The sequence below is a fragment of the Brevundimonas abyssalis TAR-001 genome, from assembly GCF_000466985.1.
GTDB lineage: Bacteria > Pseudomonadota > Alphaproteobacteria > Caulobacterales > Caulobacteraceae > Brevundimonas > Brevundimonas abyssalis.
Genome location: NZ_BATC01000038.1, coordinates 1 through 26,465, shown reverse-complemented (window position 1 = coordinate 26,465; position 26,465 = coordinate 1). Strand labels below are relative to the sequence as shown.

General features: G+C 68.5%; 26 protein-coding genes, 1 tRNA gene and 5 pseudogenes. 17 read left to right on the top strand and 15 right to left on the bottom strand.

What is annotated here, in order from left to right; all coding sequences use genetic code 11:
* The coding region (locus tag MBEBAB_RS10115; protein ID WP_045319171.1) for a precorrin-2 dehydrogenase/sirohydrochlorin ferrochelatase family protein at positions 1-632 on the bottom strand (632 nt) is incomplete at its 3' end.
* Between the two features lie 102 nt (positions 633-734).
* On the opposite strand from MBEBAB_RS10115, the gene gcvA reads away from it, so the two are divergent.
* The gene (gene gcvA, locus MBEBAB_RS10110) at positions 735-1,664 is read left to right on the top strand and encodes a transcriptional regulator GcvA (RefSeq protein ID WP_021697879.1); all 930 of its coding nucleotides are present in this window, start codon (positions 735-737) and stop codon (positions 1,662-1,664) included.
* On the opposite strand, the pseudogene queG reads toward gcvA, so the two are convergent.
* From queG to MBEBAB_RS10095, 3 genes and pseudogenes are all read right to left on the bottom strand, one after another.
* A pseudogene (queG, locus tag MBEBAB_RS10105) lies at positions 1,661-2,706 on the bottom strand (tRNA epoxyqueuosine(34) reductase QueG). The gene gcvA and the pseudogene queG overlap by 4 nt on opposite strands.
* Before the next feature lie 31 nt (positions 2,707-2,737).
* Positions 2,738-3,439, bottom strand: coding sequence for an FtsZ-binding protein FzlA (gene fzlA / locus MBEBAB_RS10100; protein ID WP_021697877.1), 702 nt, complete (start codon positions 3,437-3,439; stop codon positions 2,738-2,740).
* 33 nt (positions 3,440-3,472) lie between these two features.
* Positions 3,473-4,414, bottom strand: a complete 942-nt coding sequence (locus MBEBAB_RS10095) for a cation diffusion facilitator family transporter (protein WP_021697876.1) — start codon at positions 4,412-4,414, stop codon at positions 3,473-3,475.
* Positions 4,415-4,579: 165 nt separating this feature from the next.
* Between MBEBAB_RS10095 and MBEBAB_RS10090 the strand changes: the two genes are divergently transcribed.
* Entirely contained in the window at positions 4,580-5,743 is a 1,164-nt protein-coding gene (locus tag MBEBAB_RS10090) for a citrate/2-methylcitrate synthase (RefSeq protein WP_021697875.1), read from the top strand.
* Between the two features lie 42 nt (positions 5,744-5,785).
* The gene (locus MBEBAB_RS10085) at positions 5,786-6,592 is read left to right on the top strand and encodes an undecaprenyl-diphosphate phosphatase (protein WP_021697874.1); all 807 of its coding nucleotides are present in this window, start codon (positions 5,786-5,788) and stop codon (positions 6,590-6,592) included.
* On the opposite strand, the gene MBEBAB_RS18420 is transcribed toward MBEBAB_RS10085, so the two are convergent.
* Both MBEBAB_RS18420 and MBEBAB_RS18415 read right to left on the bottom strand, forming a co-directional pair.
* Positions 6,589-7,134: an NAD-dependent epimerase/dehydratase family protein gene (locus MBEBAB_RS18420; RefSeq protein ID WP_306302023.1), complete on the bottom strand. Its 546-nt coding sequence runs from the start codon at positions 7,132-7,134 to the stop codon at positions 6,589-6,591. The two genes, MBEBAB_RS10085 and MBEBAB_RS18420, sit on opposite strands and share 4 nt — an antisense overlap.
* Positions 7,107-7,547 (bottom strand): NAD(P)H-binding protein, encoded by a 441-nt coding sequence (locus MBEBAB_RS18415; RefSeq protein WP_306302022.1) that lies wholly within the window; start codon positions 7,545-7,547, stop codon positions 7,107-7,109. Before MBEBAB_RS18415 ends, MBEBAB_RS18420 begins: the two co-directional genes overlap by 28 nt.
* A gap of 183 nt (positions 7,548-7,730) precedes the next feature.
* Between MBEBAB_RS18415 and MBEBAB_RS10075 the strand changes: the two genes are divergently transcribed.
* The 8 genes from MBEBAB_RS10075 (at position 7,731) to MBEBAB_RS10040 (ending at position 13,892) form a co-directional block, all read left to right on the top strand.
* Positions 7,731-7,817, top strand: a tRNA-Leu gene (locus MBEBAB_RS10075).
* Between the two features lie 89 nt (positions 7,818-7,906).
* Positions 7,907-8,521 (top strand): ribonuclease D, encoded by a 615-nt coding sequence (locus MBEBAB_RS10070; RefSeq protein ID WP_045319174.1) that lies wholly within the window; start codon positions 7,907-7,909, stop codon positions 8,519-8,521.
* 2 nt (positions 8,522-8,523) lie between these two features.
* The gene (gene lptC, locus MBEBAB_RS10065; RefSeq protein WP_021697871.1) at positions 8,524-9,183 is read left to right on the top strand and encodes an LPS export ABC transporter periplasmic protein LptC; all 660 of its coding nucleotides are present in this window, start codon (positions 8,524-8,526) and stop codon (positions 9,181-9,183) included.
* A 21-nt stretch (positions 9,184-9,204) separates the two neighbouring features.
* A complete protein-coding gene (locus tag MBEBAB_RS10060; protein WP_242397142.1) occupies positions 9,205-9,720 on the top strand; it encodes an LptA/OstA family protein in 516 nt (171 codons plus the stop codon).
* A 143-nt stretch (positions 9,721-9,863) separates the two neighbouring features.
* Positions 9,864-10,568: an LPS export ABC transporter ATP-binding protein gene (lptB, locus tag MBEBAB_RS10055; RefSeq protein WP_021697869.1), complete on the top strand. Its 705-nt coding sequence runs from the start codon at positions 9,864-9,866 to the stop codon at positions 10,566-10,568.
* Between the two features lie 143 nt (positions 10,569-10,711).
* A complete protein-coding gene (gene typA, locus MBEBAB_RS10050; protein WP_021697868.1) occupies positions 10,712-12,544 on the top strand; it encodes a translational GTPase TypA in 1,833 nt (610 codons plus the stop codon).
* Between the two features lie 102 nt (positions 12,545-12,646).
* A complete protein-coding gene (locus MBEBAB_RS15175; RefSeq protein WP_021697867.1) occupies positions 12,647-13,183 on the top strand; it encodes a hypothetical protein in 537 nt (178 codons plus the stop codon).
* A 268-nt stretch (positions 13,184-13,451) separates the two neighbouring features.
* The gene (locus MBEBAB_RS10040; RefSeq protein WP_148291503.1) at positions 13,452-13,892 is read left to right on the top strand and encodes a hypothetical protein; all 441 of its coding nucleotides are present in this window, start codon (positions 13,452-13,454) and stop codon (positions 13,890-13,892) included.
* Between the two features lie 69 nt (positions 13,893-13,961).
* On the opposite strand, the pseudogene MBEBAB_RS10035 reads toward MBEBAB_RS10040, so the two are convergent.
* Positions 13,962-14,209: pseudogene (locus tag MBEBAB_RS10035) on the bottom strand (GlsB/YeaQ/YmgE family stress response membrane protein).
* Between the two features lie 197 nt (positions 14,210-14,406).
* On the opposite strand from MBEBAB_RS10035, the gene MBEBAB_RS10030 reads away from it, so the two are divergent.
* Positions 14,407-14,793, top strand: coding sequence for a helix-turn-helix domain-containing protein (locus MBEBAB_RS10030; RefSeq protein WP_021697863.1), 387 nt, complete (start codon positions 14,407-14,409; stop codon positions 14,791-14,793).
* Between the two features lie 50 nt (positions 14,794-14,843).
* Complete coding sequence (gene hisN / locus MBEBAB_RS10025) at positions 14,844-15,632, top strand: histidinol-phosphatase (RefSeq protein WP_021697862.1); 789 nt, start codon at positions 14,844-14,846, stop codon at positions 15,630-15,632.
* Here hisN and MBEBAB_RS10020 read toward each other — a convergent pair.
* The 3 genes and pseudogenes from MBEBAB_RS10020 to MBEBAB_RS18790 all read right to left on the bottom strand — a co-directional run bounded on the left by MBEBAB_RS10020 (position 15,629) and on the right by MBEBAB_RS18790 (position 18,586).
* Positions 15,629-16,675, bottom strand: coding sequence for an alpha/beta fold hydrolase (locus MBEBAB_RS10020; protein ID WP_021697861.1), 1,047 nt, complete (start codon positions 16,673-16,675; stop codon positions 15,629-15,631). The two genes, hisN and MBEBAB_RS10020, sit on opposite strands and share 4 nt — an antisense overlap.
* Entirely contained in the window at positions 16,672-17,568 is an 897-nt protein-coding gene (locus tag MBEBAB_RS10015; protein WP_196838384.1) for a class I SAM-dependent methyltransferase, read from the bottom strand. Before MBEBAB_RS10015 ends, MBEBAB_RS10020 begins: the two co-directional genes overlap by 4 nt.
* Positions 17,569-17,711: 143 nt before the next feature.
* Positions 17,712-18,586: pseudogene (locus MBEBAB_RS18790) on the bottom strand (class I SAM-dependent methyltransferase).
* 258 nt (positions 18,587-18,844) lie between these two features.
* Here MBEBAB_RS18790 and MBEBAB_RS10005 point away from each other — a divergent pair.
* On the top strand, positions 18,845-19,306 hold the full coding sequence (locus MBEBAB_RS10005; protein ID WP_021697857.1) for an Hsp20 family protein: 462 nt from the start codon (positions 18,845-18,847) through the stop codon (positions 19,304-19,306).
* A gap of 51 nt (positions 19,307-19,357) precedes the next feature.
* On the opposite strand, the gene MBEBAB_RS10000 is transcribed toward MBEBAB_RS10005, so the two are convergent.
* Genes MBEBAB_RS10000 through gpmA form a run of 3 tightly spaced genes read right to left on the bottom strand, consistent with a single transcriptional unit; the run spans position 19,358 to position 22,019 of the window.
* Positions 19,358-20,632 (bottom strand): pentapeptide repeat-containing protein, encoded by a 1,275-nt coding sequence (locus tag MBEBAB_RS10000; protein ID WP_021697856.1) that lies wholly within the window; start codon positions 20,630-20,632, stop codon positions 19,358-19,360.
* A gap of 50 nt (positions 20,633-20,682) precedes the next feature.
* Complete coding sequence (ribD, locus tag MBEBAB_RS09995) at positions 20,683-21,309, bottom strand: bifunctional diaminohydroxyphosphoribosylaminopyrimidine deaminase/5-amino-6-(5-phosphoribosylamino)uracil reductase RibD (RefSeq protein WP_021697855.1); 627 nt, start codon at positions 21,307-21,309, stop codon at positions 20,683-20,685.
* Positions 21,306-22,019 carry a 2,3-diphosphoglycerate-dependent phosphoglycerate mutase gene (gpmA, locus tag MBEBAB_RS09990; protein WP_021697854.1) on the bottom strand — a complete coding sequence of 238 codons (714 nt, stop codon included), beginning with the start codon at positions 22,017-22,019 and terminating at the stop codon, positions 21,306-21,308. Before gpmA ends, ribD begins: the two co-directional genes overlap by 4 nt.
* 128 nt (positions 22,020-22,147) lie before the next feature.
* Here gpmA and MBEBAB_RS16530 point away from each other — a divergent pair, with 128 nt between their 5' ends.
* Positions 22,148-22,291 carry a hypothetical protein gene (locus tag MBEBAB_RS16530; RefSeq protein WP_158332136.1) on the top strand — a complete coding sequence of 48 codons (144 nt, stop codon included), beginning with the start codon at positions 22,148-22,150 and terminating at the stop codon, positions 22,289-22,291.
* Positions 22,292-22,309: 18 nt separating this feature from the next.
* Positions 22,310-23,808: pseudogene (locus MBEBAB_RS09985) on the top strand (phosphomannomutase/phosphoglucomutase).
* On the opposite strand, the pseudogene MBEBAB_RS09980 reads toward MBEBAB_RS09985, so the two are convergent.
* Positions 23,805-24,742 (bottom strand): annotated as a pseudogene (locus MBEBAB_RS09980) (YeiH family protein). The pseudogenes MBEBAB_RS09985 and MBEBAB_RS09980 overlap by 4 nt on opposite strands.
* Positions 24,743-24,836: 94 nt before the next feature.
* Entirely contained in the window at positions 24,837-26,186 is a 1,350-nt protein-coding gene (glmM, locus tag MBEBAB_RS09975) for a phosphoglucosamine mutase (RefSeq protein ID WP_021697850.1), read from the bottom strand.
* Positions 26,187-26,357: 171 nt separating this feature from the next.
* Here glmM and MBEBAB_RS17625 point away from each other — a divergent pair.
* Positions 26,358-26,465: hypothetical protein (locus MBEBAB_RS17625; RefSeq protein ID WP_242397143.1), on the top strand; the 108-nt coding region annotated here is incomplete at its 3' end.

The window sequence follows — 26,465 nt, the reverse complement described above, 5'->3', positions numbered from 1 at the left end:
GGCGCCGCCACGTTCAGCAGGCGCAGCATCTCGCGGCGCGCCTCGGCCTCGCGGCCGTGGGCAACCAGATCGGCGGCGGGGCCCCGGAACGCTCGCTCCCAGAAGCGGCGGCGCGCCATGAAGTCGGGCACCGAGGCCTTGACCGTCTCGCGCAGTTCGCCGGCCAGCCGGGCCAGCGGGCCCAGCGCGGCGGGCAGCACCGCCTCGATGCGCGAGCGCAGGTCACGCGCCAGAATGGGGCCCAGCCCGCCGGTGGCCACGCCCACCACCACCTGGTCCCGATCGATCAGGGCCGGGGTCTGGAAATCGCTCAGGTGCGGGCGGTCCACCACATTGACCTGGGCCCCCGTGGTGCGGGCCATAGCGGCCAGACGGGCGGCGTCGCCCGCGTTCTCCACCGCGATGAACACCAGCCGGGCGCCGGCCAGATGCTCCGCGGTGGGCTCGGTGAAGACCGGCTCGGGCGCGCCATTGGGCCACTCACGGCGGTCGGCCACCTCGCCGACGGCGAACCACGACAGGGCGGCGGGCGAGGTGGTGAACAGACGCAGCTTGGCCAGCGCCGCTTCGCCGCCGCCGATCACGGCGACGCGGACGTCGGTCAGGGGAATGGAGGCCAGGAAGACGCGCATGGATCGGAACTCTTGAAACGAGCCGCGATCCAACACCCGGCGCCGGGCGCCTCACAAACCATTATGCCTTGCGCTCTGTGTTAGGAAATCTAATGACGGGGCATGGCCAGACCCTTGTTGCCCCTGAACGCCCTGCGCGCCTTCGAAGCGTCCGCCCGGCATCTGAACTTCAGCCGCGCCGCCGACGAGCTGTCGGTGACGCCCGGCGCCGTCAGCCAGCAGATCCGCCTGCTGGAGGACATCGTCGGCGCGCCTCTGTTCCGGCGCGAGCCCAAGGGCCTGGCCCTGACTGATCTGGGCCGCGCCTCGATCCCGCTGCTGCGTGAGGGCATGGAGCGCCTGATGGACGCCTCGGCCCTGCTGCGCGAGCCGCCCCGCAAGAAGCAGATCAGCGTCAGCGTGGCGCCCTCCTTCGCCGCCAAATGGCTGATGCCGCGCATGGACCGCTTTCACGCCGAGCACCCGGAGGTGGAGGTGTGGATCTCGGCCGATATGGAGCCGGCGGACCTGTCGGACGGCACCGTGGACGTGGCGGTGCGCTACGGCCCCGGCGGCTACGCCAACGCCCATGTGGACCTGCTGATGACAGAACAGGTGCTGCCGGTCTGCGCCCCCGGCCTGATGAACGGCGACAAGCCCATCCGAAAACCCGCCGACCTGATCCACCATGGCCTGCTGCACGACGTGTCCTCCGACGCCGATCCGGGGCGGCCGGACTGGGCCATGTGGCTGAAGGCGCGCAAGGTGCGCCATCCCGATCCGCGGCGGGGATCACGCTTCTCCCAGTCCAGCCTGCTGATCGAGGCGGCGGTGGCGGGGCGCGGCGTGGCCCTGGCCAAGCGCACCCTGGCCCAGGCGGACCTGAGCGCGGGACGGCTGATGGCGCCCTTCCCCGACGGCAGTCAGACCGTGGGCTTCGCCTATCACATCGTCACCCCGCGCGACCGACCGGCCTCGCCCAGCGCCAGCGCCTTCGCCGACTGGCTGAAGCGCGAGGCGGTGGATCACGAGAACAACATGGATCAGCTTTAGGCCACGTCCCCGGCCCTCAGCCGCCCCAGCGCCCAGCCGGCGGCGTCGCGCACCACCGGGTCCGGATCCTCCAGCAGGCGTTCTGCCGACGGGATCAGGGCGGGATCGCCGCTGTTGCCGATGGCGTAGAGCACATTGCGCACGAAGCGGTCCCGGCCGATGCGCTTGACCGGGCTTTTGGCGAACAGGGTGCGGAAGGACGCGTCATCCAGGGCCGCCAGATCAACCAGACGGGGTGCGCTCAGACTGTCCCGGGCATGCAGCCGCGCCTCGTGCGCCCCCTGGGCGAACTTGTTCCACGGACAAACCGCCAGACAATCGTCGCAGCCGTAGATGCGGCTGCCTGCCGCCGCGCGGAATTCCTCCGGCCACGGCCCGGCGAACTCGATGGTCAGATAGGACAGGCAGCGGCGCGCATCCAGCTGGAACGGGGCGGGAAAGGCGTTGGTGGGACAGGCGTCCAGACAGGCCCGGCAAGAGCCGCAATGCTCGTCCTCCGACGGGTCGGGCTCATAGTCCGCGGCCGACAGAATGACCCCCAGGAACAGCCAGTTGCCGTGGGTGCGGCTGAGCAGATTGGTGTGCTTGCCCTGCCACCCCAGACCCGCGCGCTGGGCCAGCGGCTTCTCCATCAGGGGGGCGGTGTCCACGAACACCTTCACCTCAGCGCCCGACCGCACGGCCACGATGCCGGCCAGCTGCTTCAGCCGACCCTTGATCAGCTCGTGATAGTCGTCGCCCCGGGCATAGACCGAGATATAGCCCGCCGAGCGGTCCTCCATCTCCGGCAGGGGATCATGCCCGGGGCCGTAGTTGAGGCCCAGGACGATGGCGGTGCGGGCATCCGCCCACATGGCGGTGGGATGGGCGCGGCGCGCCAGGGTCGTCTCCATCCAGCCCATTTCGCCGTGGCGGCCCTGCTCGACGAAATGGGCCAGCCGCTCGCCCGCGCTCCAGGGCGCGGACGCTGATGCGAAGCGGCAGACGTCGAAGCCAGGTCTTTTGCCCGGCGCCGGATCTCGTCTCGGGGGTCCCTGGCCATGGGGCGCGATAGCGCGCGCGGCGGCGGAAAGCTAGAAATCCAGATCCGCGTAGTGCACCGGCGGGGCCACGCCGGGGAAGCGGTCGCCCAGCAGCGGCCGGAACGACGGCCGCGACTTGATCGGCACATACCAGGCCTTGAGCGCCGGGAACGACGCCCATGGCATCTCGCTGAAATAGTCCATGACCGAGAAGTGCGCGGCGGCGATCAGGTCGGACTGAGTCATGCGGCGCCCGGCCAACCAGTCACGGCCTTGCAGCAATTCTTCCAGTTCGCCCAGATGATGACGCAGGGCCTCGCGCCCCTGACGCAGGCTGCGCGCGTCGGGCGGGCCCAGTTTCAGGATCGCCTTCTCCAACCGCTCGTGCAGCAGCACGGCGTTGACCTCGTCATTGAAGCGGCGCTCGAACCAGGCGGTCAGGCGACGGGTCTCGGCCCGTTCCACCGGGTCGACAGGCATCAGCAGCGGGCCCCGCGCGCTGTCCTCGATCCAGCCCAGGATCGCGCCCAGTTCGCACAGGGTCAGGGTGCGGCCGTCGAGCAGGGTGCGCACCACCGGCGGCATGCCGGTGGGATTGACCTGGTTCAGGATGCAGTCCGACTCCCACGGCTTGACCGGGCTTTCGCTGAACTCGACCCGCGCCTCGCCCAGCGCCAGGCGCGCGGCGCGCGAGGCCGGATCGAACGGGTAATGCAACAGGGCGGCGACTGGCGAAGACATGGTCGAACCCATGCGCCCGTCGTCCTTAATCCCGCGTTTACTCCGTCACCGGGACGCCGGTGGAGGCTCCGCATCGCCCTTGACCCCGCCATGGCCGCGGGTGCGGCCGCGCGGGTCTGGATGGATCAGGATGTCGGCGCCAGGGAAGACCTTCAGAATGCGGGCCTCGGCCTCCACCACAACGCCGTGGGCTGCCTCCAGCGTCTGGTCGGGCTCAAGGTCCACATGCATCTGGATCATCAGCACCGGTCCGGCCAGGCGAGTGCGCAACTGATGCACCCCGCCGATGCGAGGATCAGCCAGCACGGCGGCGACGATGCGCGCGCGGGTCTCGTCGTCCACGCCCTTGTCCATCAGATGGTCCGCCGACCCCTTCAACATCCCCAGTGCGCCCCAGAACAGCCAGACGGCGACCACGAGGCCTGCCGCCGCGTCCAGTCCGGCTGCGCCCAAGAAAGCGCCGGACGCCACACCGATCAGCACCACAACGTTGGCCCCCAGGTCGGCGGCGTAGTGGGCCCGGTCACCCCGCACCGCCAGCGAACCCGTGGCGCGGATAGTCCGACTCTGCAGCCACACCAGACCCAGGGTCACGGCGATGGAGACGATCATCACCCCCACAGCCCAGCCGCCCGCCGTGATCGGGCGCGGGTCAACCATGCGCTGGATGGATTCCCAGGCGATGAAGACCGCCGAGGCGAACACCAGGCCCGCCTGCACCAGGAAGGCGAGCGCCTCGGCCTTGCCGTGGCCATATCGGTGCTCGTGATCGGGCGGGATGGCGGCCCAGCGCACGGCGAAAAACACCGAGAGCGACGCGATCAGGTCCAGCGCCGAGTCCGCCAGCGACGCCAGGATCGACACCGAGCCCGAGGCGCCCAGGGCGAAGGCCTTGATGGCGATCAGGAACACCGCCACCCCGACCGACAGGGTCGTGATACGGCGGTTGGCGGCGTGGCCGTCTTCAGGCGTCGAAGTTGCGATCATCGGACGTCTTGTGGCGCAACAGCGGGGGTGCGCGCAACCGAACGCCGAATGAGGTGAAAAATTCCAACGCCGGTCATGAAATCGCCTGCTGCAGGGAACAGTTTATCAATGTTGATCGACCTAGGTAGGTCAACCGCACGAAGGTCGCAGGACAAGGGAGCCGTCATGGAGACCGCCCAGCGAAACTGGATCGGCCGTAATGAGGCCCTGGACCGCCTGGGGGTGAAGACCCAGACGCTCTACGCCTATGTCAGTCGGGGACGGATCACCGCTCGCCCAGATCCTGAAAATCCCAGACGCAGCCTTTACGCCGCCGACGACGTGGCGCGGCTGTGCGACGGCTCGCCCGCGCCCGCCGCCCCGGCTGTGATCGGCGGCTCGCCGGTGCGCGGCGAGGCGACGGTGCAGTCCTCGGTGACCGCCATCATGGGGGGGCGCCTGTTCTACCGGGGCCGCGATGCGATCCAGTTGGCCGAGCACGCCACGCTGGAGGACGCGGCCCGGGTGCTGTGGAACGCCCGCGACGGCAATCCCTTCGCCACGCTGAAGCCCCGTATCGACGTGGCCTACGCCGGGCCGTCCCGCTCCCGCCTGCTGCAGTTCATCGCCCGGCGCGTGGACGAGGACCCGCCCGCCGCCGGCCGGGCCCAGCGTGACCTGACCATCGAATGCGCCGGAGTGCTGAGCGAGATGGTCGACGCCATCGTCGGCATGGGCCCGCGCCTGCATCTGCATCAGCGTCTGGCCCGCGCCTGGAAGATCCCCGAGCTGGATTCCGGCATCCTGCGCCGCGCCCTGGTCCTGTCCGCGGATCACGAGCTGAACGGCGCCGTGCTGGCCACACGGGCCGTGGCGGGCACGGGCGCCAGCCCGGCCGCCGCCGCCATGGCGGGCCTGGCCGCCCTGACCGGCCCGGACGTCAGCCGCCAGCTGTCCGCCGCCAGCGCCCTGGTGCTGGACGCCCGGCGCGACCCGGAGGACACCATGCGCCGCCGTATGGATCAGGACGGCCGCCTGCCCGGCTTCGGGCACGAGCTTTACCCCGACGGCGACCCCCGCGCCGCCGCCCTGCTGGCCGCCGCCGACCTGCCCCGCGATCTGGCGGGTCTGGTGGAGGCGGGCGAGCGGGCCACCGGCCTCAAGCCGTCCTTCGACCTGGCCCTGGCCCTGATCGTGCGGCGCTTCAACCTGCCCCGCGACGGCGCCTTCGACCTGTTCGCCATCGGGCGATCGGCAGGGCTCCTGGCCCATGCGCTGGATCAATTGCTGGAGGGGGCGCCCATCCGCGCACGCCTGCGCTATGTGGGCGTCGAGCCGGGCGCGCACTGACGGGCGCCGGGACCATCTGACTATTGAACGGGGGTTCGCCGCATGGGCGACTGGTTGATTGCTCTGCTTCTCGGCATCGTCGAGGGGCTGACCGAATTCATTCCTGTCTCGTCCACCGGCCACCTGCTGTTGCTGGGCCACTTCCTGGGCTTCGAAAGCACCGGCAAGACCTTCGAGGTGGTGATCCAGCTGGGCGCTTTGCTGGCAATCGTCACTGTCTATCTGCGCCGCCTGTTCGAGCTGGCGACCCGGTGGCCCCATGATCGCCAGGCGCGGCACTTCCTGATCGGCCTGCTGGTCGCCTTTCTGCCGGCCATGGTGATCGGCGTGTTCATGTACGACACCATCAAGAATGTGTTCTTCGAGACGCCGGTGATCATCTGCGTCTCGCTGATCCTGGGCGGCTTCGTCCTGCTGTGGCTCGACAGGCGACCAATGACGCCGGTGCATCTGGACGCCGCGAAATACCCCATGCGCATGTATCTGATCATCGGCGTGGCCCAGTGTCTGGCCATGGTCCCCGGCGTATCGCGCTCGGGCGCCACCATCGCCGGCGCCTTGCTGCTGGGCGCCGACAAGCGGTCGGCGGCGGAGTTCTCGTTCTTCCTGGCCTTGCCCACCATGGGCGCTGCCGTTGCGTATGACCTGTTCCAGAACCGCGCCGTGCTGGACTTCTCGGACTTCGGCCTGATCGCCGTCGGCTTCATCGCCGCCACCATCACCGCCTTCCTGACGGTCAAGGCGGTGCTGGCCTTTGTGACCCGGCATGGCTTCGCGGTCTTCGCCTGGTGGCGAATCGTCGTGGGAACCGTGGGCCTGGCAGGCCTGTGGCTGACTGGCGCGCTTTAGGCCGCGGCCGGTTCGGCGAACTGGCCGCCCCGGCGATATAGCCACAGGTAGGACGGGGCGATGACCTCCATCCCCGTCGGCATGATGCCAAGGGCGGCAAAGCCCTCGGCGCCGTCCGGAACCACGTTGTCGGACTGCAGCATCAGCACCTGGTCGCGCGTCAGGGGCGGAGCGATCCCGAACAGCTCGCTCACTTGCATCACCGAGCCCATGGCTCGCGCCAGCGGGAACGGCAGGGGCAGCAGAACTTTTTCCCGGTGCGTTTCACGCAGGATCAACTCCAGGATCTCCCGGAAGCTGTAGATCGACGGCCCGCCCAGCACGAAGGTGCGCCCGACGAATTCGGGACGCGTCGCAGCCGCAGCAATGGCGTCGGCCACATCGCCGACATGGACCGGCTGGAACCGCGTGTTTCCGCCGCCGATCAGAGGCAAGGCCGGGGACATGGACGCCATGGCGGCGAACCGGTTCAGGAAATCGTCCTCGGCGCCGAACACCACCGACGGGCGCAGGATCACGGCGCCGGGAACATGCTGACGCATGATCGCCTCCGCCTCGGCCTTGGAGCGGGCGTAGGCGGATGGCGAGTCGGCGTCCGCGCCGTTGGCAGAGACCTGCACCAGCCGCGTGATGCCGTTGGCGGCGCAGCCTCGGCGATGTAGCGAGCTGCGTCCACGTGCATGGCCTGGAACCGGCGGGTGTTGAAGGTGCCGACCAGATTGACCACGGCGTCGGCGCCACGCAGCGCCGCCTCCACGTCCGCCTGCCGGGTCACATCGCAGCGCATCAGCTGGATCTGGCCCACGTCGCCCAGCGGGCGCAGATCATGGGCTGTATTCGGCTTCCTGACGGCCACGCGGATGCGCCAGCCCAGCCGCGCCAGTTCGCGCACGGCCTGGCCACCGATGAAGCCCGAGCCGCCGAAGACGGTGACGAGTCTGGACGATGCGGTCATGACAAATGCTCCGGGCCGACGCTCTGTGCCGGAATTGATCGCGTTCGGCGCGCCGGGGATAGACCAAGCCATCGGCCCCCGCAACGCGCGCACGGCCCGTTATGCGCAATATGATCAGAACCGCCATTGACCGCACGTTTTCCCTGCCTTAAGGGTCCGCGCCTTCCGAGGGGAAACCTTCGGGCCCAGGTGGCGGAATTGGTAGACGCGCTGGCTTCAGGTGCCAGTGATCGAAAGGTCGTGGAGGTTCGAGTCCTCTCCTGGGCACCATATTTTTCGGCGGCGCCGTGTCTTGGGACGCGGCGCCGTTCGTCTATGATGATCCGGACAAAGCGCACCGGATTCTGTACGAGGCCCTCATGACCGTTCACCTGCACGAAGGCGACCTGCCCGGCGATCTGGATCTGGGCCCGGTGGTGGCGGTGGATTCCGAGACCATGGGCCTGCGCCACAACCGCGACGATCTGTGCGTGGTCCAGCTGTCGTCCGGCGACGGCGACGCCCATGTGGTCCGACTGAAGCGTCCGGCCTACGACTGCCCCAATCTGAAGCGGGTGCTGGCGGATGGCAATGTCCTCAAGCTGTTCCACTTCGGCCGCTTCGACATCGCCATGTTCGAGAACCATCTGGGGGTCGAGACGCGCCCGGTCTATTGCACCAAGATCGCCTCCAAGCTGGCCCGCACCTATACGGACCGCCACGGCCTGAAGGATGTGGTGCGCGAACTGGCCGGGGTGGAGCTTTCCAAGGCCCAGCAGTCCTCGGACTGGGGCGCCGAAGTGCTGAGCCCCGAGCAGTTGACCTATGCCGCCTCCGACGTGCTGCACCTGCATGTGGTGCGCGACCGGCTGGACACCATGCTGGCGCGCGAGGGCCGCACCGAGCTGGCCCAGGCCTGTTTCGACTTCCTGCCTGTGCGGGCCCGACTTGATCTGCAAGGCTGGGAAGACGCCGACATCTTCGCCCACACCTGATCATGGCCGATCCCACCCCCAGCGATGACCTGAAGGCGGCGGACGAGCGCCGGGTTGTTCTGGCGGGCCGACAATGGCGCGCGCGCTCACGACGGGTCATGCTGCTTCGTCGCGTCCTGCCCCTCATCATCGCCGTGCTGGCGGGCGGCACCGCCCTGTGGGTCGGAACCCGGTCCATCATCGCGGGGGTCGAACGCAGCCGGGTGGAGTCCCGCGAAGTGCGCCTGTCCAACCCCATGTTCCACGGACAGGACGAGCAGGGCCGCTCCTTCGTCATCGGCGCGGCCCAGGCGGTGCGCGATCCGGACACCGGCATGTTCCGGCTGGACGCCCCGGTCATGCGGCTGACGCTGGAGGCCGGCAAGACCAGTGAACTCTCGGCCGGGCATGGCCTCTATGACGAACCGTCCCGCACACTGATCCTGCGCGGACAGGTGATCATCGAGGACGGCGGCGCGGGCTTTCGCTTCGTCACGCCCGAGGCCGTTGTGGACACGCGCACCGGCGTCGTCACCGGCGACAAGGGCATCCAGGGCGTCGGCGCCCTTGGAACAATCGACGCGTCGTCCTATGCCATCTACGAACAGGGCGGTCGGGTCGTGTTCAGCGGCTCGGGCGATGATAAGGTCCGGACCACGATCAACACCGGCGGGGCCGGATAGGGAATCATGATCATGCGGCGCATGACAATCGCACTGACGGCGGCCGTTCTGGCGGTGAGCGGTCTGGCCACCGCCGGCTGGACCCAGATTTCGCGCAGCAGCGACCCGTTCATGATCAATGCGGACGACGTCGAATTCGACGAACAGCGGGGCCTGATCAGCTACATCGGCCGGGCGGAGGCCATGCAGAGCGAGAACCGCCTGCGCGCGGGACGCTTCGACGTCTACTACAGCCGTTCCGGCGAGCAGGGCTCCTCCGCCGTCACCAGCATGGGCGGCCTCAATCGCATCGAGGCCATCGGGGATGTCTACTTCGTCACCCCCGAACAGGTGGTCCGCGGCGATCGCGCTGTCTACACCGCCGCCAGCGACACCCTGGTCGTCTCCGGAGACGTGATCCTGCGCCAGGGCGACAACGTCATGACCGGCTCCAATCTCAGCATCAACATCGGCACCGGCCGCGCACGCATGGAAGGCGCGCCGACCGGAAACGCCGGACGCCGGGTGCAGGGCGTCTTCTATCCTGACCGGGACTGAGCCGGCTTTTGGCGCGCAAGGAACTCTCAGCCCTGAACCGTCCGCCCCGGCCGAGGCGCGCCTCCAGGGCCGCCGCGTCGCTTGATGCCGCGCCTGAGAGGGCGACTGCGGCCTCGCCCGCCGATCGTCGCAAGGGGCTGAGTGTGGAGAACATCGCCCGGTCGTTCGGAAAGCGTCAGGTGGTGCACAACGTCTCGCTGCACGTGAACCGGGGCGAGGTGGCCGGGCTTCTGGGTCCCAACGGGGCCGGCAAGACCACCTGCTTCTACATGATCACCGGCCTGATTCCGGCCGATTCCGGCGCCATCTGGCTGGACGGCGAGGACATCACCCGCCAACCCATGTACCAGCGGGCGCGCATGGGTCTGGGTTATCTGGCTCAGGAAGCCTCCATCTTCCGAGGCATGACGGTCGAGCAGAACGTGCGGGCGGTGGTGGAGCTGAACACCGCTGGCGAAAAGGCGGTTTCCGAAGAGGTCAGCCGCCTGCTGGAAGAACTGCACATCGACCATCTGCGCGAGGCCCCGGCCACGGCCCTGTCGGGCGGTGAACGCCGCCGGGTCGAGATCGCCCGCGCCCTGGCCGGAAAGCCGTCGTTCATGCTGCTGGACGAGCCTTTCGCCGGAATCGACCCGCTGGCCATCGCCGACATCCGCCAGGTGATCCGCTATCTGGCCGATCGCGGCATCGGCGTGCTGATCACCGACCACAACGTGCGTGAGACCCTGGACATCATCGACCGGGCCTCCATCATCCACGGCGGCGAGGTGCTGTTCGAGGGAACGCCCGGCCAGATCATCAGCGATCCCGACGTCCGCCGCGTCTATCTCGGCGACCTGTACGGCTGATCTCGAGAGGTCCAGGGCACGCCCGCGCTGGCCTTTTGGCCGCGCCTCCTATATGAGGCCCCCGCCTCCCCGATCCGCAAATCCAGCGGCCCGAACGGACCGAGCCGGTCCGCGCGCCCGCCTTACACGTCTGAATCATCGCCATGAACCTTCGTAACGTCGCCATTATCGCCCACGTCGACCACGGCAAGACCACCCTTGTGGACCAGCTGCTGGCCCAGTCCGGCGTCTTCCGAGCCAATGAGGCGACGACCGAACGCGCCATGGACTCCAACGACCAGGAGCGTGAGCGCGGCATCACCATCCTGGCCAAGGCCACCTCGGTGTTGTGGAACGGCAAGGCGGGCGAGACCCGCATCAACATCATCGACACCCCCGGCCACGCCGACTTCGGCGGCGAGGTGGAGCGGATCCTCGGCATGGTGGACGGCTGCGTCCTGCTGGTGGACGCCGAGGAAGGGGTCATGCCCCAGACCAAATTTGTGCTGACCAAGGCCCTGAAGATGGGCCTCAAGCCGATCCTCTGCATCAACAAGGTCGACCGCCCCCACGCCGACCCGGACCGGGTTCACCTTGAGACCATCGACCTGTTCTCGGCCATCGGCGCCAGCGAGGAGCAGCTGGACTTCCCCCACATCTACGCCTCGGGCCGCGACGGCTGGGCGACGCTGGACCTGAACCAGAAGTCGGACACCCTGGCTCCGCTGTTCGACCTGATCGTCGAGCACGTGCCGCCGGCGCCGGTGGCCCTGAACGTCGACAAGCCCTTCCAGATGCTGAACGTCCTGATCGAGTCCGATCCGTTCCTGGGCCGCCTGCTGACCGGCCGTATCGAGAGCGGCAAGGCCGTGGCCGGCATGGCCATCAAGGCCCTGGACCGCGACGGCAAGCAGATCGAACAGGGCCGCATCACCAAGGTGCTGGCCTTCCGCGGCCTGAAGCGCCAACCGGTGGAAGAGGGCGCCCAGGCCGGCGACATCGTCGCCATCGCGGGCATGTCCAAGGCCACCGTGGCCGACACCCTGTGCGCGCTGGAAGTCACCGAGGCCCTGCCCGCCCAGCCCATCGATCCGCCGACCATCTCCATGACCGTGGCGGTCAACGACAGTCCTCTGGCCGGCCGCGAGGGCGACAAGGTGCAGAGCCGGGTCATCCGCGACCGCCTGCTCAAGGAAGCCGAGTCCAACGTGGCCATCCGCGTCACCGAGACCCCGGGCGCCGACGCCTATGAGGTCGCCGGACGCGGCGAACTGCAGCTGGGCGTTCTGGTCGAGAACATGCGCCGTGAAGGCTTCGAGCTGTCCATCTCCCGCCCCCGCGTGGTCTATCAGACCGGCGAGAACGGCGAGCGGCTGGAGCCTATCGAGGACGTGGTCATCGACGTGGATGACGAATACTCCGGCGTGGTCATCGAAAAGCTGTCGGCACGCAAGGCCGAGCTGAAGGACATGGGCCCGTCCGGCGCCGGCAAGACCCGCGTCCAGCTGATGTGCCCCTCGCGATCGCTGATCGGCTATCAGGGCGAGTTCCTGACCGACACCCGCGGCTCCGGCGTCCTGAACCGCGTGTTCAGCCACTACGAACCCTACAAGGGCGCCATCGAGGGCCGTCTGAAGGGCGTGCTGGTCTCCAACTCCGACGGCGAGACGGCGGCCTTCGCCCTGTGGAACCTGGAAGATCGCGGTGTCATGTTCGTGGGCGCCGGTGAGAAGACCTATCAGGGCATGATCATCGGCGAGAACAGCCGGTCCGACGACCTGGACGTGAACCCCATCAAGGGCAAGCAGCTGACCAACGTGCGCGCTTCCGGCAAGGACGAGGCCGTTCGCCTGACCCCGCCGCGCCGCCCCTCGCTGGAACAGGCCATCGCCTACATCGAGAGCGACGAACTGGTCGAGGTCACGCCCAAGTCCATCCGCCTGCGCAAGCAGGTGCTGAACCCCTCCTTCCGCAAGAAGCGCGTGAAGGAAGACTGAGACTAAACGACGTTCAGGCTGTCCCGGAATGAAACCCGGGACAGCCTTGGCGGGTTTCTCCTGTCGGTGGGGGCGCAATTTCACCCGCCACGGAGTGACACAATGCGTAAGACTCTTCTCACAACCGGCGCCGCCGTACTGGCGCTGACGGCCTTCCCCGCCACCGCCCAGGTGGTCGGAAACATCGGCGGCCAGGTGGGCGGTCAGGTCGGGGGGCAAGTGACGACCCCGCCGCTCGGCTCGACCATCGACCGCACCCGGGACCTGACCCGAGACACGGTGCGAGACACCGGCCGCATCACCCGCGACACGGCCCAGGACGCCCAGGACACGCTGGGACATACGCCTGACGTCGACGCCGAAGTCTCCGCCGACGCCCAAGCGGACGCCGGCGTCAACGCCTCCAGCGCCTCCGCCGATCTGGACGTCCAAGCTGGCGCCATGGTCCATGCATCCGACGGCGCCATGCTCGGCCATGTGGTGAATGTGACGCGCGACACCGCCGGCCGCGCACAGTCGCTGGCCGTGCGCACCGCTGACGGCGCCGTCCGCACCGTCCCGGCTGCGGGCGCCTCGGTTGAAGGCAGTGCGGTGGTCACGGCCATGACCGCAGCCGAGTTCGAGGCCATGCCTCAGTAAGGCCGCGTCTGCGGGGCGATGGCCCTACCCTGCTGCAATCTCCACACGGCCGCCTTGGCCTCGCCCCGGATCGATCAGGAATCGGTCGAATGGGGCGGGGCCAAGGTCATTTCTGGGCGTCCGAAACAAACCGAAATCTGCCGTGTTCACTTTTATGCGAGCACCTCCCGGCTCGCGAAACAGGAGATTTCATCATGATCCGCAAGACCGTTCTTCTGACCGGCGTCGCCGGCGCCTGATGTTCGCTGCACCGGCTTTCGCGCAGGACATGACCCAGGATCCGGCCACCGACCCCATGACCCAGCCCCCGGCCGCTGAAGCCGAAGCTACGACTGAACAGAGCGGCTCTGTCGCTCCGGGCGCCCAGGTGACGTCGTCGGACGGCGCTTCGCTCGGCATCCTTGAAGGCGCCGGCGTGGACGCCTCGGGTCAGCAGACCCTGCAGGTTCGGGCCGATGACGGCCAGCTTCGGGAAGCCCCCATCGACGGCGCCACGCTGGACAACGGAGCGGTGGTCCTGACCTGGACTGAAGCCGAGTTCGACGCGGCCCCCGCGGTCGCCGACGCGTCCTCGAACGTATCGGGCGCCGAGGCCCCGCTTCCGGGTGAAGGCGAAGTGACCGAGGAGCCCAAGCCGGAAACCGAGGCGCTGCCGGAACCCACGCCGGAAACCATGCAACCGGTCGAGGAACCCGAGGCCAAGTCCTGATCCGACTGACCGCGCATACGGAAAGGGCGGCTCTTTCGAGCCGCCCTTTTTGCTGTCTGAAGCTCAGTTCTAGCGTCGCTTTACGAGGCCCAGAATGAACAACAGGATGATCGCGCCGATCGTGGCCACGATGGTCGAGCCGATCCAGCCGCCCCAGGCGAAGCCAGTGCATTGGCGACGAAGCCGCCGATCAGGGCGCCGATGACTCCCACGATCAGATTCGTCAGCAGGCCGTGATTGCGGCCCATGATCTGTTCCGCCAACCAACCGGCGATGATGCCGATAATGATCCAGGCGATCCAACCCATTCCACCCATGTCGATTTCCTTCCGTTGATAAACGAGGTCGGCTCTGTAATGCGCCGAAGCGGTCAAGGTTGCCTGATTGCAGCCATATTGCACACTCGAAAGGTGAATCGCCTCCCGCACCGCGAGAAACCGGCATGGCCCTTGCCCCGTGACGGGCGAGCTGTCCCGTAGTGGAACAGCGGTCGCCAAACGAGGAGGGGCTCAACATGGCCACCGAAATCGATCTTCATCTGGGTCGCCGCCTGCGTCGCCGCCGTCGCCTGCTGGGCCTGACCCAACAGCAGCTGGCCGTACAGGTGGGCATCCGGTTCCAGCAGATTCAGAAATACGAATGCGGCGCCAACCGCATCTCGGCCGCTCGCCTGTGGCAGCTGGCCGAGGCGCTGGAGACGCCGGTCAACTATTTCTACGACGGCTTGTCCGAGGCGCTGGAGCGCAAGGATGCGGGCCCCGGCAATGGGCACGGCGGTGAGATGTTCTCCCGCAAGGAGACCATCGACCTGATCCAGGCCTACTACCAGCTCGGCGAGCGTCCGCGCCGTCGGCTGCTGGACCTGGCCAAGTCGCTGCACGCCACGCCGGAAACAGCCTGAACGCCTTAAGATCGTGACGCGTCGGCGGGCGCACTGTATGCCCGCCGGTCATGACCCCTTTTGAAGCCTTCGCCGTCGACCTGGCCCGCGCCGCCGCCGCCGTGACCCTGCCCCTGTTCCGCACCGACTGCGGCGAGGAGGACAAGGGCGAGCCCGGCGCCTTCGACCCCGTGACCCGGGCGGACCGGGACGCCGAAGCGGTCATGAGGCGGCTGATCACCGAACGCTTTCCCGATCACGGCGTCATTGGCGAGGAATACGGCGAGGATCGCCCCGACGCCGAATACGTCTGGATGCTGGACCCCGTGGACGGCACGCGCGCCTTCGTCGCAGGCCTCCCGCTCTGGACCACCCTGATCGCCCTGCGCCATGAAGGCCGCCCCGTAACGGGCGCCATCGCCCAGCCGGTGATGGACGAGATTTTTCTGGGCGGCCCGTCAGGCGCCCTACTGCTCAAGGGCGGCGATGCCCCCTCCCCGCTCAAGGTTCGCACCTGTCCCCGCCTGAACGACGCGGTCATCGCCACCACCGATCCCGACATCTTCACCGGCGCAGAACTGGGCGCCTGGACCCAGGTGCGGGCGACCGCGCGACTGGCCCGACTGGGCTGCGACGCCTACGCCTACGCCATGATCGCCGCCGGACGCATCGATCTTGTGGCCGAGACCAGCCTGAAACCGTGGGACTGGTCCGCCCTCGTCCCGGTGGTCGAGGCCGCAGGCGGCAAGGTGGTCAACTGGCGTGGCCAGACGCCGGATGACAGGGGTCAGGTTCTCGCTGTGGGCGACGAGGGCCTGATCGATCAAGCCCTGGTGACGCTCAGGCGCGCGGCGCTCTAAACCAATTCGGCGGATTCGGCCTGAACCTGCTGCGATCCCCGCGGCGCCAGATAGTCGGCCATGGCGTCGAATTCCCGCAGGAACGCGGCGCGAAGGTCATCCGTCTCCATGATCACCTCATGCCTGGCGCCGTCCACCTCCACATACCGCCCACGGCCGAGACGCTTGGCCGCCCAGCGGTTGGTCTGTTTCCAGACGATGGTGTCCTCTCCCGCCTGGACGATGGAGACCGGCATGGTCACCCGCTTCAGGGCCTTGGGTTTGAGGGCCCGCTCGCCCGCATCGAAGGCGAAGGCCAGCCAGCCCCAGGTCGGCCCACCCAGCGCCAGATGCGGGCAGGCGTAGAGCTGCTGGCGCCAGAGCTCATAGCGGCTCTCATCGCTGGTCAGGGCGTCGGTCTCGAAGGTGTGGTCGAACGGATCGTCCGGATCATCCAGCACATAGTCGCCGGCCTTGCCGTGGCGCAGGTTCCACTTCACCGCCATCTTGGCCGACCACAGGGATCGCTTGCCCGTGCGAATGCGCAGCATGGGGCTGGACAGCAGCGCGCCGGCGATGCGGGTCTCTCCAGCTTCGAGCGTCAGGAGGTTCAGGGCCGCGCCCATGGAATGGCCGATGGCGATCCAGGGCTTGGGCAGCCGCGCCTCGAAGGCGTCCATCAGTCGGGCGTAGTCGTCCAGAAATTCCTCCACCGCCCGGGCATGGCCGCGCAGCCGGTCGGGCAGAAGACGCGCCGAAAGGCCCTGGCCCCGCCAGTCATGGGCCAGCACGCAGAACCCCCGGGCCAGCAGATTGCCGATCAGTTCGAAATATTTCTCGATGGGCTCGGTCCGGCCCGGACTGATGATCACCGTGCCGCGCGGCGCGTCCTCGATGGACGGCGACGGTGTCCACAACGCCGCGCGCAAACGCAGCCCCCCGGCGCCTCGATACCACTCACCCACGCCGCCGGGAGGCGAAGACGCGCCCGGCACGCCCATCAGGGGGGCGTTCGCGGCGAAGGCCGCGGCGCGGTTGACGCCGGGGGCGGTGGAGGCGTTCATTCGGGTTTCCGGAATTTCAGGGTCATGCGGTCGCTTTCGCCGATGGCGTCATAGCGGCTGCGGTCAAACTCGGGGTCGGCGGGTTCGCCAGGCGGGGCGGTCATGCTGTTGGGCGGCAGAGTGTCCACGCCGAAGGGGTGGTCCTTGGTGTCTTCAGGGTTTGCATTGACCTCGCTGGACGCCACGAAGACGAAGCCCGCCTCGGCGGCCAGCTGCTTGACGAAGGCCTCCTGCACATAGCCGGTAGCTGCGGCCGGATCCTGATCGCCTCCCGAGGCTCCGCGGTGCTGCTCCACGCCGAGGACGCCGCCGGGCTTGAGGGCCGCATAGGCGTCGGCGAAGGCTTTCTCCGCGATGCCCGCCGCCATCCAGGCGTGGAGGCTGCGCAGGAACAAGGCCATGTCGATGGTTCCGGCCGGCGCCAGGGGGCCGCTGGTGGGGCCGAAGGCGCTGATCTCCACGTCTCCGTAGAGCCGCCGGTCCGCCGCGAAACGGCCCTCGAACCGCGCCATGACCTGACGCAGGGCGGGATCGGCGTCAGGACCGATCTCGAAGCCCGCCGCATACAGCCTGCCGCCGCCCCGGTTCAGGTATGGGGCCAGAATCTCGGTGTACCAGCCGACGCCGGGCCACATCTCCACCACGTGCATGTCCGGCTCAATGCCGAAGAAGGTCAGGGTCTCGACAGGATGCCGCCACTGGTCACGGCCGCGATCATGAACCCGCCAGGCCCCGGCCACAGCCCATTCCAGGCTCCCTTCCGGCGGCGGGGGCGGGCCTTGGGGTTCTCCTTCGGCGACCTCGGGCTCGGCGCCACGTCCGCAGGCGGACACCAGCGTCAGGCCGGCCAGGGCCGCCCCACCCGCCAGAAGCCGCCGACGCGAGGCGGACATCGCCTGATTCCAGGACCGATCAGCCATAAATCCCATGTGCCGCAAGACTCGCGTTTGCAGGCCGCCCCGACACGGCCACGGCCTTGGACTTAAAGCGGTTCACCATACCCGTCAAAGCGCGCCGTGACGCACCGGAACGATGATCACTCGGGCTTGCGGAAGCGCAGGGTCATGCGGTCGCTTTCCCCGATGGCGTCGAAGGCGGCGCGTTCGGCCTCGGTGAGCGTACGGCCGCCCTGTTCGGTGCGCCGCACCGGGGGCAGGGTCCAGACACCGAACGGGTGATCCCGATCATCCGCCGCATTGGCGTTCAGTTCGCTGCGGGCGTCCAGCTCGAAGCCGGCGGCCTGGGCCGCGCGGATGACATAGCTTTCGGGCACATAGCCGGTGGAAGCTGTGTCGGTGGCGTTCAGGCCTTCCTCGGCCCGGTGCTGTTCGACCGCAAGGATCCCGCCCGGCTTCAGGGCGCGGAAGAACTCGGCCATGTAGCGGTCCGTCAGGTCGGCGCGGGCCCAATTGTGGAATGCACGGGCAACCAGAACCACGTCGGCGGTCCCGTCCTCGACCCCCAGACCCGAGGCGGGCCCGAAATTCACGGCGCGGGCGGAGCCACCGAAGGCGGCCAGTTCCTGCTCCAGCCCGGCGCGGGCTTCGCGGGCGCGGTCCGAGACGGTGGGCGCTTCCAGGTCGATCCAGGCGGCCACGTACTCGCCGCCGGTGCGCTGGGCGTAGGGGGCCAGGATTTCCGTCCACCAGCCCGCGCGCCGGGCTCGATCTCCACCACCGTCAGCCCCGGACGCAGGCCCCAGAAGGTCAGGGCCTCATAGGGACGCCGGTGCTGATCCCGCGCAGTGTTGGCGGCGGCGCGAGTGTCAGAAGCGATGATGTCGGCCAGCACGGCGTCTTCGGCGTGAACCGGGGCGGCGGCCGAGCCGCGGGCGGGCGCATCCGGCGTCTGGGCCAGGGCGGCTGGCGCGGTCAGGGCGAGAAGGGCGGCGGCGAGGGTCAGGCGGCGCATAGGCGGTCTCCCAGTCATTGGACGGCGTCTCCGTTGCGCGCACCCTAAAGCCCCCTCGCCCTTGGGCAAGCGGCGTCTGACGAATTCGCGCCCAAGCCTCTTGCGGCGGATGTCGACCCTCCTATTTCAGTTCCCGAGAGCGCCGGTTCGCCGGGCTTTCACGGTCGCGGCGGGGCCCATCAGGGACCGCCAAAGGCCGACACCGTCCGTCCCCGGAAACGGGGCGGTTCAACCTTGCTGTGCATCAGGAGGATTGTAATGCGCACCATCGACTTCACCCCCCTCTACCGTTCCGCCGTGGGTTTCGACCGCATGGCCAATTTGCTGGAAAGCGCCGCGCGCACCGGCGAGCCGGGCGGCTGGCCGCCCTACAACATCGAGACGACGGGCGAGAACGCCTACCGGATCGAGATCGCCGTGGCCGGCTTCAAGCCCGACGAACTGAACATCGAGGTCAAGGAGAACCTGCTCACCGTCACCGGCCGTCGCACGGCCAATGACGAGACCGAGCGCACCTTCCTGCATCGCGGCCTGGCCGAGCGCGACTTCGAGCGCCGCTTCCAGCTGGCCGACTATGTGGTGGTGACCGAGGCTGGCCTGAACAACGGCCTTCTGACCGTCAACCTGAAGCGCGAACTGCCCGAGGCGCTCAAGCCCCGGCGGATCGAGATCAACGCCGGCCCGGCCCTGATCGAAGGCAAGGGCAAGAAGGCGGCTTAACGCCTGACGGCTTTCAAGACCTGGGAAGGGCGGTCTTCGGGCCGCCCTTTCTTATTCCGCGTCCAGCACCAGCCCGCGCACGCCATGAAGCTGGGCGGCCAGGAATTCGGCATGCCGGGTCTGGGCCCCGTGCAGGGCCGCGCGGCTGAGGTCGGCCTGGACCAGGATGGCCCGGCGCAGATCCGCGCCCGACAGGTCGGCGCCGCGCAGATGGGCTCCGGTCAGGTCGGCGGGCAGCAAGCGGTCCTGGGCGATCATCAACGGGCCCAGCTGGACCTCGCGGAGGTCCGCGCCGGTCAGGCGCGCGCCCTTGAGACGGGCGCCGCGCAAGTCCGCGCCACGCATCTTGGCCGAACGCAGGTCCGCGCCTTCGAGCTGAGCGCCCTGCAGCTGAACGCCCTCCATGTCGAGGCCGTAGAAGACGGCCCGCTTGGCCGACAGGCCGGTCAGGGTCAGGCCCCGGATCGTTTTCAGGCTGCGCAGGTCCACATCGTCGAACACCGAGGGCTGGCCCTTGGCGCCGCCCGTCTCGCACCAGATGGCGTGTTCGCGCAGCATGTCAGCGGCCGGCAGCTTGGACACCGGCGCGCCCGAGGATTTCTCGTCGGTCAGGGCCCCGGTCATGTCGGCCCCGTCGGCCCGCCACATGGCCCGCTTGGTGCCCACCAGCACCGCGTCCCGCAAGTCCGCCCCGGTCAGGTCCGCCCCTGACAGGTCCGCGCCCGCCAGATCCGCGCCGTTGAAATTCGCCTGTTTCAGATTGGCCCGGACCAGCTTGCAGTCTTTCATCACCGCGCCGGAGAAGTCGGCCGCGATGGCGATGATGCCGGTCAGCTTGGACCGCTCCAGATTGGCGCCCGACAGGTTGGCGCCCGACGCCCGCGCCCGGTCGCGCACCAGATGCTCCACCATGCGGAAGCCAAGCTTGGAATCCGCTGCGGCGATGGCGCCTTCGCGCAGGTCTGCCTCGAACAGGTCCGCCCCGGTGAGGTCCGCCCCGCGCAGGCACGCGCCGCGCAGGTCTGCCCGTCGGAGGCTGGCCTCGATCAGCAGCGCATCCTGAAGGTCGGCCCCGAACAACACCGCATTGTCCAGGCGAGTCCCGGTCAGGTCGCAGCCGGCCATATCCGCGGCCGAGAAGTCGGCGTCGGTCAGGTTGCGGCCCTTCAGGCTCAGGCCCGACAGGTCCATCCAGGTGAACACCGCGCGTGCGCCGCCCGGCTTCGCCTGCCATAGCCGGTCGTGCCGGGCGCAAATGGCGTCCAGTTCGGCCTGGGTCAGCCGCCGCCTGTTGGCGGGATCGATGGGAGCGGATTGCGCCGACATGCCCGGAACATGCCTGACCGCCGCTTAAGAAAGCGTTGGAATCCCGGTGCCTATTCGGTCAGCAGGCCCTGTTCGCGCAGGGCGTCGGCCAGGGGGCCGGGCGCGGTCCACAGCCGGGTGTATCCCGCCTCGCCCAGCCGCTTCAGCTCGGTGGCCAGATCCGCCTTGGCCGAGGCGGCGAACTGGCCGTCGAAGCTGTCGCCGTTTTCGCTGATCCGGACCATGGGACGGCCCGACTCCAGCCGGTGCAGATAGCCTTCATACAGGATCGCCGCCTCGTCGCTGAGCACGCCGGTCTCGACCTCGAGCCCCTTGGCCCTGACCCGTTCCACCCCGCGCCCCGCGGCAAAGGGGGACGGGTCCAGACAGGCGATGACCACCCGTTCGACGCCGGCCTCGATGAGGTACTGCGCGCAGGAGGTGCGGCCCGACGACCGGGCTCCGCACGGCTCCATGGTCACATAGGCGGTGGCGCCCTTCGCCCTGTCGCCGGCGGCGGGCACGGCCTGCTCCTCCGCATGGGGACGGCCGCCGGGCGCTGTGGCGGCCTCGGCGACCATCTCGCCGTCCTTGACCACGACGCAGGCCACCGCCGGATTGGGCCAAGTCTTGCCCATCTGGTCCCTGGCCAGGCCGATGGCCCGGCGCATGAATTCCTGATCGCGTGCTTCGCTCATGACAGGGCCGGCAGAGCCTGGGCCCTGTCCTCATCCAGATAGCGGGCCGAAACCGGCTTCAGCTCGGCGTCCAGTTCGATGTCCAGCGGGTTGCCGGTGGGGATCTCCACCCCCACGATGCGGTCGTCAGGCACGTCGAACAGGTGCTTGACGATGGCCCGCAGTGAATTGCCGTGGGCGGTGACCAGCACGTCCTCCCCCGCCTTCAGGCGGGGCGCGATGGCGCTGTTCCAGTAGGGCAGAACCCGCTCCAGCGTGATCTTGAGGCTTTCGGTGTCGGGAATGTCCTGCCCGGCGTAGCGGGGGTCCGTCGTGAAATCGAATTCGCCGCCGGGCGCCAGCGGCGGCGGCGGCGTGTCATAGCTGCGCCGCCAGATCTTCACCTGCTCCTCGCCGTGCTTTTCGGCGGTCTCGGCCTTGTTCAGCCCGGTCAGCCCGCCGTAGTGCCGCTCGTTCAGCCGCCAGTCCTCGATCACCGGCACGTCCTTCAGGCCCGCCGCCTCCAGCGCCATGGCGCCCGTGCGCTTGGCCCGGTTCAGCACCGAGGTGAACATCACGTCGGGCTTGAAGCCCGCCCTGGCGATCAGCTCGCCGCCGCGCGTCGCCTCGGCCTCACCTTGGTCGGTCAGGTCCACGTCCACCCAGCCGGTGAAGCGGTTCTCCAGGTTCCACTGGCTCTGGCCATGTCGCAGCAGGATCAGTCGGGGCATCGGTGTCTCCAGTTGGACCTGACCGGGTAGGACCGGCGCGGGCGGGGGTCAACCCGCAAGCGCGGCGCGGCGTCGTCCGCTCCTTGCGATGTTGTGGCCCGCGAAACGGCCCTGCTATAGCGGGAGCCATGCGGAACCGACTGTTCTTTCCCCTCATGGCGCTGATCGCCGTCGCCATGGTCGCCCTGGCGCTGAACTGGCCCGAGGGCGAGGCTGGACGGGGCGTGGCGACAACGCCCGCCGACGCGCCGCCGGCTGCACCCGCCGGCTGACGCCCTTGCGAGGGACCCATGCTGAAACCTCGTCCCGGCCTGGCTCCCGACACCGCTGACTACGAGACCCACCCTTGGTGAATCCTACGGGGTTCCGAGAGTACGACGCCCGCTGGATCCTGGGATCGGAGATCAACCTCCTCGGCTTGCAAGCCCTGGGCCTCGGACTGGCGACCTATGCGCACGAGATCAGAGCCAGGCCGAGCATCGTGGTGGGCCACGACTTCCGGTCCTATTCCCAGAGCGTCAAACAGGCCCTGACGCTGGGCCTTATGCAGGGCGGCATGGAGGTGCTGGACATCGGCCTGGCCCTGTCGCCCATGGCCTATTTCGCCCAGTTCGCGCTGGACGCCCCTTGCGTGGCCATGGTCACGGCCAGCCATAACGAGAACGGCTGGACCGGGGTGAAGATGGGCGCCGAGCCGCCGCTGACCTTCGGTCCTGACGAGATGAGCCGCCTGAAGGCCATCGTGCTGAACGGCGACGGCGTCGCCCGCCCCGGCGGACGGCTGGAGCGGATCGAGGACTTCCGCGAGCAGTATCTGGATGAAGTCACCGCCGGGGTGACCCTGACACGGCCCCTCAAGGTCGTGGTCGCCTGTGGCAACGGCACGGCCGGCGCCTTCGCACCCGAAGCCCTGCGCAGCATGGGCGCCGAGGTCATCGAGATGGACTGCGATCTCGACTGGGCCTTCCCGAGGTACAACCCCAACCCCGAGGACCACGCCATGCTGGCGCAGATGTCCCGGCGGGTGCAGGAGACCGGCGCGGATCTGGCCGTGGGTTTCGACGGCGATGGGGATCGCTGCGGCGTGGTGGACGACACAGGCGAGGCGGTCTTCGCCGACAAGATCGGCCTGATGCTGGCCCGCGACCTGTCGACGCTGCATCCGAACGCGACCTTCGTGGTCGATGTGAAATCGACCGGGCTCTACAAGACCGACCCCGTGCTGGCGGAGCACGGCGCGACCACCGTCTACTGGAAGACCGGCCACAGTCACATCAAGCGCAAGGTCGCCGAGGCGAAGGCGCTGGCGGGCTTCGAGAAGTCGGGGCACTTCTTCTTCAATGCGCCCATCGGACGCGGCTACGACGACGGCATCGTGGCGGCGGGTGCAGTACTGTCCCTGCTGGACCGACATCCCGGCAAGCGGTTGTCACAGCTGAAGACCGCCCTGCCGAAAGCCTTCACCTCCCTGACCATGAGCCCGCATTGCGCCGACGAGGCCAAGTACAGCGTCGTCGAGGCGGTGCAGAAGGACTATCTGGCCCTGCACGCGGCCGGAGGCGAAATCCTGGGCCGCAAGGTAACCGAAGTGATCACCGTCAACGGCGCGCGGGTCCATCTGGAGGACGGCTCGTGGGTGCTGGTGCGCGCCTCCTCCAACAAGCCGGAGCTGGTGGTGGTGGTGGAAAGCCTGCGCTCCGAGGACGACATGCGCGACCTCTTCCACAGTGAGGTGAAGCCCCGCCTGGCCCGTCACGACGCCGTCGGCGCCTGGAATCAGGAAATCTAGAGCAGGTTCAGAAGCCCGATCAGGCCCAGCGCCAGCACACTCAGCAGGGCCAGCGACAGAACGGCGGCCAGAGCGGCGCGTGGCCCGGATCGGAGCACCGCGCGCAGGTCCGTGGTCAGGCCCAGCGCCGCCATGGCGATCACCGTCAGGACACCGGCCACGCCCGTGATCGGCCCGATCAGCGCCTCGGGGATCAGACCGAACGACCGTAGAGCCGCCATGGCGATGAAGCCGAGGATGAACCAGGGGATCAGGCGCGCCAGCCCGGGCTTCTGGCCCGCCCGATCCCGCGTGGTCAGGGCCAGCACGATGCACACCGGCCCCAGCATCAGCACGCGGGTCAGTTTGACCAGCGTGCCCACCTGCGCCGCCGCCAGCCCCATGGGCGCCACCGCCGCCAGCACCTGGGGCACCGCATAGACCGTCAGGCCCGCCAGCACGCCCGCATCGGTGATCGACAGGCCGAGCAGATCCGCCACCACCGGCAGCAACAGCACCATGCCGACACCTAGAACGGCGGTGAAACCGATGGCCGCCGACACCTCCTCGCCCTTCGCCCCGATCACGGGCGCCACGGCGACGATGGCCGAGTTGCCGCAGATGCCGTTGCCGCAGGCACCAGCAGGGCGGCGTTGCGGGTCAGGCCGCACCAGCGGCCCAGCCAGTAGCCCCCGGTCACGCCCACGGCGACCACCAGTACGATACCCAGCAACAGGGTAGGCCCCATGGCCGCCAGGGCCGGGGCGCTGAGCGAGGCGCCCAGCAGCACCACCGCCACCTCCAGCAGAAACCCCGCGCTGAACGCCACGCCCGCGCGAAAGGTCTCGGGCGGCGGCCAGAAGGTCCGCACGCCCGCGCCGATCAGGATCGCCAGCACCAGGCCTTCCAGCCAGATGCGGTCGAACACCTGCGTCTCGAAGCTTTGCAACCCCATGGCGACGGCGGCCACCACCAGGCTGAGCGCCACGCCAGGCGCCAGGGCCGTGATCCGGGTCAGGAGCGGGGGAAGGGTCATGGCGCGGCGGCCGTCAGCCCGCCGCCTTGACCGCCTCGGCGATCTCATCGACCACCGCATTCACCAGTTTGGCGTCGTCGCCTTCGGCCATGATGCGGATCAGAGGTTCGGTGCCCGAGGCGCGGACAACCACCCGGCCGGAGCCGTTAAGGCGCGTCTGCCCGGCGGCGATCGCGTCGGTGACGCCCTTGTCCGCCAAGGGGTTTCCGCCCGAATGGCGCACGTTCTTGAGTTTCTGGGGCACAGGCTCGAACTGGGCGGCCAGTTCGCTCATGGGCTTGCCGGACTCCACGAGCACGGCCAGCACCTGAAGCGCGGCGATCAGACCGTCGCCGGTGGTGGCGTGGCGGCTGAGGATCAGGTGGCCGGACTGTTCGCCGCCCACATTGAACCCGCCCTCGCGCATGCACTCCATGACATAGCGGTCGCCCACCTGGGTGCGCTCAAGCGTTAGGCCGTCGGCCTTGAGGACGCGCTCAAGGCCCAGGTTGGACATGACCGTGGCCACGATGCCGCCGCCGGTCAGGATGCCCCGTTTGGCCCAGTCGCGAGCGATCAGGGCCATGATCTGGTCGCCATCGATGACCCGGCCCTTTTCGTCGCACAGGGCCAGCCGATCGGCGTCTCCGTCGAGGGCGATGCCGATGTCGGCGCCGTAGCGCTTCACGGCCTCGGAGAGGGTGCGCGGATGGGTCGAGCCGCACTCCGCGTTGATGTTCAGACCGTTCGGCTCCACCCCGACCGGGAAGACGTCCGCGCCCAGCTCGTAAAGGGTGGTCGGGGCCACGCGATAACCAGCGCCGTTGGCGCAGTCCACGGCGATGCGCAGGCCGTTCAGGTTCATCTTTCTCGGGAAGGTCGCCTTGGCGATCTCCACGTAACGGGCCTGGGCGTCGTCGATGCGCTTGACCCGTCCCAGGGCGTCGGCGTCCGCCAGCCCCTGGCCCAGGTCTTCATGCATCAGGGCCTCGATCTTCAACTCCATCTCGTCGGACAGCTTGTATCCGTCCGGCCCGAACAGCTTGATGCCGTTGTCGGCGAAACTGTTGTGCGACGCCGAGATCATCACCCCCAGGTCCGCACGCATGGACCGGGTCATCATCGCGACGCCGGGTGTGGGCAAGGGACCGAAGGTGCGCACGTCCATGCCCACACTGGCGAAGCCCGCCACCAGAGCCGGTTCGATCATGTAGCCGGACAGGCGCGTGTCCTTGCCGATCACCACCAGATGGCGCCGGTCGTCGCCGGACATGAACAACTTGCCCGCCGCCAGACCGACGCGCAGCGCGACCTCGGCCGTCATGGGGTGGCTGTTGGCGCGGCCGCGAATGCCGTCGGTGCCGAAATAACGTCGCTTGCTCACGATCCCTCCGTTTTCGCCGGGAAACCTGGCGAAACGTCTTTTTAGTTGGCGGTCACGGCCTTTCGGTTAAAGCCGAAACGATCAGGCCCGCCCTTTGCACGCGGGCTTAACGCCAGGCGCGGCCTGTGCCAAGCAGCCTGAACCCTTCGTCTCGGGAGAATAGATCAAGCCATGTGCGGAATTATCGGCGTGACCGGGACGGCCCAGGCGGCCCCTCTGATGATCGACAGCCTGAAGCGCCTGGAATACCGGGGCTATGATTCCGCGGGCGTTGCGGCC